Annotated in this window: 7 protein-coding genes and 1 pseudogene; 4 read left to right on the top strand and 4 right to left on the bottom strand. The window is 35.6% G+C overall.

All coding sequences use genetic code 11. The features are described from left to right. Positions 1–8 precede the first annotated feature (8 nt). Positions 9–1,478: a glutamate synthase subunit beta gene (locus NST00_RS09440; protein WP_168412520.1), complete on the bottom strand. Its 1,470-nt coding sequence runs from the start codon at positions 1,476–1,478 to the stop codon at positions 9–11. 22 nt (positions 1,479–1,500) lie between these two features. Further along, complete coding sequence (gene gltB, locus NST00_RS09435) at positions 1,501–5,976, bottom strand: glutamate synthase large subunit (RefSeq protein WP_340709886.1); 4,476 nt, start codon at positions 5,974–5,976, stop codon at positions 1,501–1,503. A gap of 394 nt (positions 5,977–6,370) precedes the next feature. Between gltB and NST00_RS09430 the strand changes: the two genes are divergently transcribed. The 4 genes and pseudogenes from NST00_RS09430 to NST00_RS09415 all read left to right on the top strand — a co-directional run bounded on the left by NST00_RS09430 (position 6,371) and on the right by NST00_RS09415 (position 9,483). Next, entirely contained in the window at positions 6,371–7,060 is a 690-nt protein-coding gene (locus NST00_RS09430; protein ID WP_340709885.1) for a cache domain-containing protein, read from the top strand. A 62-nt stretch (positions 7,061–7,122) separates the two neighbouring features. After that, positions 7,123–8,258 (top strand): IS3 family transposase gene (locus tag NST00_RS09425; RefSeq protein WP_445329555.1). Its coding sequence is split into 2 segments (ribosomal slippage): positions 7,123–7,357 and positions 7,357–8,258, totalling 1,137 coding nucleotides; the frame shifts between segments, so codons are not numbered across the junction. A 211-nt stretch (positions 8,259–8,469) separates the two neighbouring features. Next, a pseudogene (locus NST00_RS09420) lies at positions 8,470–8,544 on the top strand (HAMP domain-containing protein); the annotation flags it as partial. After that, positions 8,536–9,483 carry a methyl-accepting chemotaxis protein gene (locus tag NST00_RS09415; RefSeq protein WP_340710168.1) on the top strand — a complete coding sequence of 316 codons (948 nt, stop codon included), beginning with the start codon at positions 8,536–8,538 and terminating at the stop codon, positions 9,481–9,483. The pseudogene NST00_RS09420 and the gene NST00_RS09415, both read left to right, overlap by 9 nt. Positions 9,484–9,542: 59 nt before the next feature. Here NST00_RS09415 and NST00_RS09410 read toward each other — a convergent pair whose 3' ends face one another. Together NST00_RS09410 and asnB are read right to left on the bottom strand one after the other, a co-directional pair. Beyond that, on the bottom strand, positions 9,543–10,397 hold the full coding sequence (locus tag NST00_RS09410) for a helix-turn-helix domain-containing protein (protein WP_168412518.1): 855 nt from the start codon (positions 10,395–10,397) through the stop codon (positions 9,543–9,545). Positions 10,398–10,591: 194 nt separating this feature from the next. Continuing rightward, positions 10,592–12,439, bottom strand: a complete 1,848-nt coding sequence (gene asnB, locus NST00_RS09405; RefSeq protein WP_016839411.1) for an asparagine synthase (glutamine-hydrolyzing) — start codon at positions 12,437–12,439, stop codon at positions 10,592–10,594. Positions 12,440–12,766 lie beyond the last annotated feature (327 nt).

The raw sequence follows: 12,766 nt of genomic DNA, 5'->3' as shown, positions 1-12,766 counted from the left end.
TCCTAAAATTATAGGTTTACTTTGTTTGTTATTAACTGATGACAAGATTTTGCGGCTTCTTTTCCCTCTTGAATTGCCCATACAATTAAACTTTGACCACGTCTTGCATCGCCAGCAACAAACACGTTGTCTATATTTGTTTTGTAAGCACTACTATTTTTCAAGTTTTTAATATCAATATTTAATTGTTCAAATAATTGTTGTTCTGGTCCTTCAAATCCGATTGCCAGTAACACTAGTTGAGCAGGTATCATTTTCTCTGTATTTGGTATCGGTTCTCGAATTTTTTCACCTTTTTCATTCAATGTCGTTTTCATACCAACACTTTTCACAGCAACAAGTTGACCGTTATCATCACCAATAAATTCTAATGCAGTAGTTGTAAATAGCCTTGGATCATCTCCAAATTTCGCTAGCGCTTCTTCTTGACCGTAATCCAACTTATATGTCATTGGATATTGTGGCCATGGATTATCAGGCGTACGTTCTGATGGACGTTTCGGATAAATATCGAATTGGACGACACTTTTACAATTTTGTCTTAGAGCAGTAGCGATACAATCGACTGCTGTATCACCGCCGCCTATTACTACCACATCTTTTCCCTCAGCAGAAATATATTGACCATTTTTAAAATCTGAATCCAGCATACTTTTCGTATTGGCGTGTAAATAATCCATCGCAAAGTGGATCCCTTTTAAATTTCTTCCGTTAATTTGTAGATCACGAGGTTTCGTTGCACCTGTGCAAAGAATGACCGCATCAAACTCTGATTGTAATTGGTCAATCGAATAATCTTTCCCAACTTCAACGTTTGTTAAGAAGGTAATTCCCGCTTGTTCCATCAGATGGATTCGACGATCAACTACGTGTTGCTCAATTTTCATTTTTGGAATGCCATAAGTGAGCAATCCTCCGATTCGATCTGCTCTTTCAAATACTGTTATTGAATGCCCATATTTATTTAACTCATGTGCACTAGCTAAACCAGCTGGTCCAGATCCAATTACCGCAATCTTTACTCCTGTTCGTTTTTCTGGAATGTCAGGTGTTACCCAACCTTCTTCAAAAGCTTTTTCGATGATTGCCCACTCTATACTTTTAATGGTTACGGAGCTTTCATAAAGGGAAGCGACACATCCAGCTTCACAAGGAGCCGGACATGCTCTTCCAGTAAACTCTGGAAATGGATTTGTTTTGCTTAATCGTTCATAAGCCTCTTTCCATTTACCTTGGTATACAAGCTCATTCCATTCAGGAATTAAATTAAATACCGGGCAACCTGTCGACATTCCTCCTACAGTAGAGCCATTTTGACAAAATGGAACACCGCAATCCATACATCGAGCTGCTTGAGTTTTTAACAAGTCTTCAGAAGGTAATGTTGATATTTCCTTCCAGTCTTGAAGTCTTTCTAGTGGATTTCGATACTGGGCATTTTGTCTTTTATACTCCAAAAATCCAGTCGGTTTTCCCATTTTGTTCACCACACTTTCTTAATTAGTAACTTTCTAATAAATACAATTCTTGTTCATCTAAAATCTGCTTATATTTGTGAGGAATCACACGAATAAAATTCGAAACTTCTTTTTTCCAATTTTGAATGATTCGTTTCGCTACAAGACTATTCGTTTCTTGAACATGTTCTTTGATTAAAGAAAGCACAAACTGGATTTCTTTTTCACTTTCAATCGTTTCAAGTAATACAAGCTCATCGTTATAATTTTCGTAAAAATATTTGTTTGCTGGAGAATATACATAAGCAATTCCGCCAGACATACCTGCTGCAAAGTTTTTCCCAACTTCCCCTAAAATTACGACTCTACCACCTGTCATATATTCACAGCCGTGATCTCCTGTACCTTCGACTACAACAAGTGCTCCACTATTTCGAACACAAAATCTTTCTCCTGCTTTACCGCGAATAAAAGCTTTACCGCTTGTTGCACCATAGAATGCCGCGTTGCCGATGATGACATTTTCCTCTGCAACAATCTTTGTATTTGAAGAAGGAGCTACAATGATTTTTCCACCAGATAATCCCTTTCCGACATAGTCATTTGCTTCTCCTTCCAACTTCAACGTAATGCCATTTGGAATGAATGCTCCAAAACTTTGGCCTGCGGATCCTGTAAAGTGAATTTGAATTGTATCTTCATTTAAACCTTCACTTCCATGTATTTTCGAAACAACACTTCCAAGCATTGTACCGACAGAGCGGTTCGTATTTTTAATAGGAAGAGCAATATGAACTGGCTTCTTATGATTTAAAGCTTCCTTGCTTAATGGAATTAATTTTTCATAATCCAATGTTTTTTCTAGTTGGTGATTTTGGCTTTTTGTAGCTGTACGTTCACCATCATAGCTAACGAGTAACGAAGATAAATCCAGTTTCTTTTCCTTCCAATTCACATCATTCTTAATCTGAATAATATGCGTTCTTCCCACCATTTCCTCTATTGTTCTAAAGCCTAATTCCGCCATATATTCACGAATTTCTTGCGCAATAAAGTGCATTAGGTGGACAACGTGTTCAGCAGTTCCGATCATTTTTCTTCTAAGAACTGGATTTTGAGTTGCGATTCCCACTGGGCATGTATCTAGATGACAAACCCTCATCATGACGCACCCTAACGATACAAGTGGCAATGTTGAAAATCCGTATTCCTCTGCTCCTAATAATGCGGCGATTACTACATCTCTACCGTTCATTAGTTTTCCGTCTGTTTCGAGCACTACTTTGTTTCTTAAGCCATTTAGCATTAATGTTTGATGTGCTTCTGCTAACCCTAATTCCCAAGGGAGGCCAGCATGCTTAATGCTCGTTTTTGCTGCTGCTCCTGTTCCTCCATCATAACCACTGATGAGAATTACATCGGCTTTAGCTTTTGCAACACCAGCAGCAATTGTTCCAACACCACTTTCGGAAACTAGCTTTACGTTGATTCGCGCTTCGGGATTGGCGTTTTTCAAGTCGTAAATTAATTGCTCAAGGTCCTCAATCGAATAAATATCATGATGAGGCGGTGGTGAGATTAGTTCAATGCCCGGCGTAGAACCTCTTGTCTTTGCAACTTCTTCTGTCACTTTATGGCCGGCAAGCTGTCCCCCTTCTCCTGGCTTTGCACCTTGAGCCATTTTGATTTGAATCTCATCACAATTCACTAAATAATGACTTGTTACACCAAATCGACCGGAAGCCACTTGTTTAATGCGGCTTAATTTTGAATCACCATTTGGCAAAGGAATAAAGCGGTTTGGATCTTCTCCTCCTTCTCCTGAATTGCTTTTTCCGCCAATTCGATTCATTGCAATGGCAATTGCTTCATGAGCTTCTATACTAATTGAACCGAAAGACATGGCACCTGTTTTAAATCGTTTAAAAATCGATTCGATTGGTTCTACTTCTTCAATCGGAATTGGTTTTCGATCACTTTTTAATTCAAATAATCCTCTTAACGTTGTATTCGTTTCTTTCGACAGCATTTCGCTATACTTTTTGTAAAGTTCATATTTTCCTGTACGGCAAGCGAGCTGTAAAGTATGGATTGTTTCAGGACGATAAAGGTGATCTTCACCATTTTTTCGCCATTGGAAATCAGATCCTTCTTCCAATAAAAGTTCATCATCTTCCCATGCAGCTTTATGGCGAATAACTGTCTCTAATGCAATATCATTTAATTCAAGTCCACCGATTTGAGAAATCGTACGAGGGAAATAATTTTCAATTACTTCTCGACTCAATCCAATTGCTTCGAAAATTTGTGCACCGATATAACTTTGCACCGTTGAAATGCCCATTTTAGACATGATTTTTAATATCCCTTTTGTGATACCTTTCACATACTTATCAATTAAATCGTTATCTACTGCTTCTTCCAATTGTGAAAGGGATGCGTAAACTAAATAAGGATAAATAGCGTTAGCTCCATAGCCAAGTAGTGCTGCAAAGTGATGCACTTCTCTCGGTTCTCCTGATTCGACAATAATGCTTACTTTATTGCGAAGGCCTTTTTGTATTAGGTAGTGATGGACACTGGAAACAGCTAATAATGATGGAATGGCTGCATTTTGTTTGTTTACACCTCTGTCGCTAATGACAAGTAATTGATATCCATCATTTGCAGCTTTTTCAGCGTTTTTCAGAAGTTTTTTCAAATAAATTTCCATCGATTCTGGTTGTTCAGTAGGGAATAAAGTTGACAGTTTAGACACTTTCCAACCGTTTAAATTTAAACTAATAATTTTTAGCCATTCATTTTTAGTCAAAATAGGTGTTTTTAACTTTATTTTTTGATAGTCTTCTTTTTTAGGTTTTAATAAGTTACCTTCACTGCCCAAATACACTTCCATTGAAGTAACGTACGCTTCTCGAATAGCATCGATTGGTGGATTTGTTACTTGGGCAAATCGTTGTTTAAAGTAGTTGAATAATAGTTGTGGTTTTTTGGATAATACAGCGAGTGGCCCATCATACCCCATTGAACCAACTGGATCGTCTCCACGGACTGCTAAAGGTTTAATATATTTTTCCCATTCTTCAAAGGTATAGCCAAATGCTCGTTGGAGACGAATTATTTGAGTACGATCCATATTTTTTGATGTTTCTACATTTAATGCAGGAATGTTATCGATTGGTAAAATCATTTCAGCTGTCCATTGTTCATATGGATGTTCATTGATAAATTGCAGTTTTAGCTCCTCATCGAACAATAAGGCTTTCTTTTCGAAATCTACTACTAACATTTGACCTGGTTTTAAGCGGCCTTTTTGGACGATTTTTTCTTCTGGTATGTCGACAACTCCCACTTCTGAAGATAAATAGAAAAAGTCATCTTCCGTCAAAATGAATCTAGCAGGTCGTAAACCATTTCGATCAAGGCAAGCACCTGCTTGGTGTCCGTTTGTGAACCCCATTGCAGCTGGCCCATCCCACGGTTCCATTAATAAGCTATGATATTGATAAAACGCTCTCTGTTTTTCTGAAAGTAATTTATTATTTTGCCAAGGTTCCGGAATCATCATCATCATCGCTTGGGGTAAAGACCATCCGGACATCACTAAATGCTCTAAAACATTGTCAAACATTGCAGAGTCGCTGCCGTCGAGATTGACAATTGGATGAAGTGCCTCCAAATCATCACCAAACACTTCCGTTTTCATTGTTGCTTCTCGAGCAAACATCCAGTTTACATTACCGGTAATAGTATTAATTTCCCCGTTATGCATGAGCATCCTGTTTGGTTGAGCTCTGCTCCAACTCGGGAAAGTATTTGTACTAAAGCGGTTATGAACCATTGCCATTCTAGACTGGTAATTTTCATTCGTTAAATCGACATAAAAATTTTTTAATTGATTCGGTAACAGTAGCCCTTTATAAACAATGGTTTTCGATGAAAAACTAGAAATATAACAAGCATCAATATTACGCTCGAATTGTTTAAAGGTGTTTTCAATTTTTTTTCGGGCAATATATAAACGTCTTTCGAAATCATCATTTTGACTATTAACTGATGTAGGTATAACAAATAACTGATGAATTGAAGGGGCTGTTTGTATGAATTCATTTTGTAATACTTGATCGTTCGTTGGTACAGTTCTCCATCCGAAAATTGTCAAACTGTTCATTTCAACAATTTCTTCAATTCTTTGCTTGTATTCTTCTTGTTTCGTTTCCTCTTTTGGAAGAAAAATCATCATAACACCATATTCCCCTAAAGATGGCAGTTGTTTTCCCTGCTTTCCCCATTCTTTTTCAAATAATTCATGAGGTATGTCAGTTAAAATGCCTGAGCCATCACCTAACGTTTCCTTATCATCTCGACCTCCGCGATGAGTTAACCGTTCTAGGGCAATTAACGCTTGGGATACAAGTGAATGTGATTTTTCACCTTTGATATTCGCTAATAAGGCGATTCCGCACGAGTCATGTTCAAATTGTGGATTGTATAAACCTTGTGTTAATCCTTGATCCATTTTTCTGCACCCCTTAATTCTTCCTGTTTTCTTATACATACATCCTAACAAGTCTAAAACCAAAAATATTTAGACTATTAAGTTGAATCTTTGCACTTTTTTACACTTCTTCTTTTCTTCGGGTTTATGTTTGAAATAAAAAAACACTTGTCGAACTTATGCCAAGTGTTTTGCTGGAGGAGAGGATACGTTAATTCAAAGCAAAATCCAAAAATGAAACTCCCTCTAAATTACTAGGTATTCTATTTATCAATTAACAGTTCATATGTAACACAATTAATCATTTACTAGTTATTTCGAAATACTAAATATTTTTACAATATTTTATAAATATATTATAATGATGTAAGATTTTTACTATAAAAATTACAATATTTTCAGGAGAGAGAGCATCATGAACGTTGTTAAGAGATTGAAACTCCAAACGAAATTTAATATTTTAATAATCTTCGTTATTTTATTCTTAATGTTTTCAATTGGTTTTGTAGCAAAAATTCAAGTTGAAAAACAGTTATTATCTATTTATGAGGAAAAAGTTGCAGTTGAAGCGAAACTAGGTTTAAGCATAATTGATGAAAAGTATCCAGGTAGTTGGAACGTTCGTGAAGGAAACTTATATAAAGGCGTTATTAAAATTAATGATAATAATAAAATCTTGGATAAAATCGGAGAGACGACTGGTGGTATTACCAATATATTTTTAAATGATTCTACTGTAGCAACAAATATTGAGGTAAACGGAGAAAGAAAAATTGGTGCATCTGCCGATCCTGCCATTCTAGAAACAGTGCTTCAAAAAGGTGAAGTTTATATTGGAAAAGCCGATATTTCAGGCAAGTTGTATTTAACAATGTATCAACCCATCAAAGATGGAAAAGACAATATTATCGGTATGTGGCTAACAGGTACACCTATTGAATCAATACAAAAAAATGTTTACACAATATTAATTAATATTGTAATGACGATTGCAGTTATTGGGATTATTACAATGATTGTAATGTTATTCTTAATCCGTTCAATTATTCAACCAATTAAACTCGTCAATAATCAACTGAAAGAAATTGCAGTAGATGTAGTATAGATTTATGGACACAACTTGGTTAAGTCATTAATATTAAACTAACGAAAGGTTGTGTCCGAATCATGAGTCAAAAGCGCTATAATCAAGAATTTAAACAAACAGTAGTTGAGCTTTATCGCTCAGGCACTCCAGTCAGTCAACTCTCTAGCGAATATGGTGTTTCAGAAGTAACGATTTATAAATGGATTAAGCAACTCTCTCCAATTGAATGTGAACAGGAATTAACTTTGGCTGATATAGAAGCCATTCAAAAGGAAAATCTTCGATTAAAACAGGAGATCGAAATCTTAAAAAAGGCTATGACCATATTCGCGAGAAAATAGATGAGCAAGAACTGATTGACTTGATTACAAAAGAAAGCGAACATCATCCAATCCAAATGATGTGTCGTGTTTTAAAGATGCCTAAAAGTACGTATTATCAATCGTTTCACAAGAAGCCGAATAGCTATCATGTCGCCAACGAACAACTGCTTGAACGAATTCGAGCAATCCATAAAGAAAGTAAGGGTCGTTATGGGGCCCCTAAAATCTTTGAAATACTAAAAAAAGAAGGCTATACAGGCAGTATCAATCGAGTTCAACGTTTGATGAAACAAGCAGGCATCCAATCATGTATTGTAAAAAAATTCCGCCCAACACCAACACAAAAGCCCGTAGAAGAACGAGAAAATGTATTAAATCAAGATTTCACTACAACAACAATCAACGAAAAATGGGTAGCTGATATTACATATGTCCATACGCTTCGTGATGGTTGGTGTTATCTAGCGTCCGTTCTTGATTTACATACAAAAAAAGTGCTCGGATATAAATTCTCTCGTACCATGACAACAGAAATTGTGCTGGAAGCACTTCAGAATGCGATTCAAGATCAAAAGCCCGATCCTGGTCTTATCGTGCATACAGATTTAGGCACACAATATACAAGTGAAGCCTTTCAAAAACTACTAAAAAAACATGAAATAGTTCCGTCATTTAGTCGAAAAGGATGTCCATATGATAACGCTTGTATTGAATCTTTTCATGCCATATTGAAAAAAGAAGAAGTGTATCTAACCAAATACGAAAGCTTTGAGACAGCGAGAATTGCGTTATTTCAATTCATCGAAGGTTGGTATAATCGCAAACGAATTCATGGAAGCATTGGTTATTTGACACCGGATGAATACGAAAAAATATGCCGAATAGCAGTGTAAAACATGGGGTACAGAACACTTCCCCCTTCACATTTTTTGGCACAACAGCCATGGGTTTATTTCTCCACGTCCCAAGTAGATTGTCAAAGGATCTCTTCACTTTGACAATCTACTTGGGACGTGGAACAATCCATGAATGGTTGTTGTGCAAAAAAACTTAATCTTTTTGTGTCCAAAAACTTGACGTAGATCCACAGAGGGCGAAGGAGATTTAACGAAAGAAATTCAAATTCAAACTAAAGATGAAATTGGTGAAATGGCTTTGTCCTTTAATAAAATGTTAGGTTCTTTACGAGCCATGCTTAGTCAAGTAAGTGAGGCTTCTGAACAAGTCGCTGCTTCCTCAGAAGAATTATTATCTAGCTCTGAACAAACCGCTTCTGTAACCGATCAAGTGGTACTCTCAATCCAAGAGGTAGCAAAAACAATAGAAATTCAAGGTAAGAATACAACTGAGAGTGCTGAAGCTATACATGATATTACAAGAGGAATGCATTATATTGCAGATTCTATTAGTTCGGTTGCCGAGAACGCAAATGTCATGATGGCTCAAGCCAACTTAGGTAATACCCACATTCAAAAAGTAGTTGGCCAAGTAAAAAATATTCATGATGCATCATCCGATACACTAGAGGTAATGAAAAACTTAGAACAAAATTCAAATTATATTGGAAAAATTATTGATGTCATTACCGAAATTGCATCACAAATCAATTTGTTGGCATTAAATGCTGCAATTGAAGCAGCTCGTGCAGGAGAACACGGGAAAGGTTTTGCAGTTGTAGCTGACGAAGTACGTAAATTAGCTGAACAATCAAAATCATCAGCTGATCAAATTGTTGAAATTATCCATATCATCCAAAAAGACATTGATACAGCTGTTGATATGACAAGCAATGTTAATTCAGTTGCAAAAAATGGATTAGAAATAACCGAAGAATCCGGAAAATCATTTGAACAAATAGTAAAATCTATTGAGAATGTTACAGCTCAAACCCAAGAATTAAATTCTATAACAGAAGAAATTACAACAAATATTGAACAAATTAATTCTTCCATTGAAGAAATCGCAAAAATGGCCGAAACAAATGCGAAACATTCAACAGAAATTTCCTCTGCCTCAGAAGAACAACTGGCTACAATGGAAGAAGTTACTACATCCGCTACAACATTGGCAACAATGGCTGAGCAACTTCAACTGTTAGTGAAGCGATTTAAAATATAATACACGTAATAAACCGACATATTCCGTATTGGAAATGTCGGTTTTTTTGAATAATCTATTTAAGCATTTCTTTTTAGCGAGATTTCTTTTATCGTTGATTTTCTTATTCTCGGTAATGTCCGAATTTCCGATGGACTTTTCCCTGTATATGCTTTAAATTGTCGGCTAAAGAAATGAATATTATTATACCCAAGAGCATCAGCTACTTCTGTTACTGTCATGCCTGTATAATGCAACAAATGCTCCGCTCTTTTTATTCGAGTTTCAACAACATAGGATTGAATTGTTTGCCCCATGATTTCTTTAAATTTTTTTGAAAAATAACGTGGCGAAAAATTAGCGCGAGCAGCTAAACTTTCTACTGTATGATTTTTTCCGGGATGTTGTTGAACATAATTTGCCACTTCCCTGATTGTAAAGAACAACTGACTTTGCATTTCCGTGCTTTCTTCTATTTGTATTGTTTCTGACTGTTGATCTTCCCTTAACAGTTGAATCATTAATTGTTTTAATATCAACTTTCCTTCGATATCTGCAGCAAAAGTTTTCACTAAAAATAATCTTACATATTGAGAAAGAAGCGACTCAAAATGAATCCGATCTTGTAAAATTCGATAAGATTTTGGTATCATATTCGGCTCGATTTCAAGGTCGAAATGAATGTACGTAATTACAAGCGGATGCATTGGATCTTGGGTTGCCGTCGTCCAATCACCTGGTTTAAATAGAAAACAACTACCTCTTTGTAATTTAAAGTCTTTTCCGTTTAATATTAAAGTTCCTTTTCCACTCCAAACGTAAAGTAAATCATAATTTGGAATAGGTGCTTTTCGCTTCCACTGCCAATTTGGTTCACAATTAATTGTTGCTAATGATGGTTTGATAACAAATTGATCAGGATTTACATTTAACATAATAATACCCCTTCCTTTCTACGCTGTTTGTCATCAGCGTGCAAGAGTATCTCTGAATCCCTACACGACTTTGGCAAACCCAATCGGATTATTTTCTAATTGCATTTGTCAGACGATTTAATGATGGAAAAATTTTAAACAAAATGAATGAAAAATCCGTATATATTAAAGTTTAATATTATTTCAAAAAGCGTTTACAAATCAACTAAATTTACATTATATTTTTCAAGCCAAATATTCATTTGAACCAAATGGGCAATAAGTTGAGGGCCCGTCATTAGTTGGCCGAACCAGGGAATTTTAAATGATTTGTTGGAATCTAGCAGTTCTTCTAATTTTTCTTTCGAAATGAGTTGCAATATTGGTGAGTTTTTCTTCTGAATAATCTGTCGCAACATGTCAGTTACTAGCTTTGTATATTTAGGATGATGTGTCTTAGGATAGGGGCTCTTTTTTCGGTATAAAATATCCATTGGAAGAATGCCTTCTAGAGCTTTTCGCAATAATCCTTTTTCTCTTCCGCCTAGCATTTTCATTGACCATGGTATGTTCCATGCATATTCAACAATTCGATGGTCTGCAAATGGTACCCGCACTTCTAGACTAGCAGCCATACTCATTCGATCTTTTCGATCTAGCAATGTCGACATAAACCACACCATATTCAAATAAAACATTTCTCTGCGTCGGGCTTTATTCGGTTCTTCCCCTTCTAATTTCGGCACTTCTTGGATCGTTTCTTCATATCGTAATTTTATATAATCTTTCAATTTCAATGTATTTTGCCAGTATGGTAATAGTAGATTTTGTCTCTCTGATTCGGATTGCATCCAAGGAAAACCATCGTTTTTCAATAATTCTGTTTTATAGAACCAAGGATAGCCTCCAAAAATTTCATCAGCACATTCACCAGATAGTGCCACAGTAAAATGTTTTTTTATTTCTTCGGAAAATAAAAGTAAAGAAGAATCAATATCTGCCATACCAGGTAAATCTTTAGCAATCACAGCTTCCTTTAATTTTTCAGCAAGTTGTTCGTGGGAAATAATGGTCGTATGATGAGCAACACCTAGATGTTGAACTACTTTTTCAATCCATGGACGGTCTTCATCCGGTTGAAACAAACTCTTTTGAAAATAAGTACTGTTTTCTTCATAATCAATAGAATAGGTATGAAGAGGTCCTCTTTCTAGGTTATTGAAAAAATTTGAAGCAATGGAGGTAATAACACTTGAATCTAAACCACCCGACAAAAAGGTGCAAACCGGAACATCTGCAACTAATTGTCGTTCAACTGCATCTTTTATGAGTAAACGAACATTTTCGATAGTTTCTTCTAATGAATGAACATGTTTAGTACTTCTAACATTCCAATAACGTTGTATATTCAAGCCATGTTGATCAAAAATAAGATAATGGGCTGGCCTTAATTCATTAATCCCTCGAAATATTCCGTGCCCTGGCGTTCGGGAAGGACCTAAACCAAATAATTCTTGTAATCCTTCTCGATCAACTTCGGATTTTACTTTTGGATGGGCTAAAATTGCCTTCAATTCTGAACCAAATATTAAGCTTTTTCCGCTAAATTTATAAAACAAAGGCTTTACACCGAGCCGATCCCTCGCCATGTAAATTTTTTCACATTCCTCATCCCAAATAGCAAAAGCATATATACCGTTTAAATGTTTAACACATTCTTCTTTCCACTCGATATAAGCTGTTAACAATACTTCCGTATCAGAATGGGATTGAAATGAATAACCCCGATTGACCAATTCATTACGCAGTTCTTCAGTATTATATAGCTCACCATTGTAAACTATCGTATACTTATTAGAACCTTTTGTTTTCGACATTGGCTGAGAACCGCCAACAGGATCTACTACGATCAGTCTTGTATGACCAAGAGCAACATGCGTGTCACAAAAAATGTTAGAGGCATCTGGTCCTCTTTTGTTTAACGTTTGTGTCATCTTTTTTATAGTGACTTCTTGATGTTTCAAATTGTTTTCCCAATCAATCCAGCCCGTAATTCCACACATCATCCATCACTCTTTCGTAGTATAATTTTTTCTTGTTATTCATTTTATGATTTTTTGTTTATAAAGAACAATTTCATTTTTAAATGAAACCTATCTAATATCCATATGAATAATTGGTAAATACTACAAAAATCAGCATTTAAATTCTAAATTATATCAAACCTAAACACAAAATTTTCAAATAAATCTATATTTTTATATCATTTAAATCCTTTTTAATTCTCAAATCGCTAACAAACATTCTCGATTTGATATATAACATCGTACATAAGGGATGATCCAACATGGATACATCGCAATTCAGGTAAATGGCCATTGAATCGGATA

The sequence above is a fragment of the Ureibacillus sp. FSL K6-0165 genome (assembly GCF_038004285.1).
Taxonomy (GTDB): domain Bacteria; phylum Bacillota; class Bacilli; order Bacillales_A; family Planococcaceae; genus Ureibacillus; species Ureibacillus thermosphaericus.
Note: the sequence above shows the minus strand (reverse complement) of the source record. Positions and strands in the feature narration are given on the sequence as shown.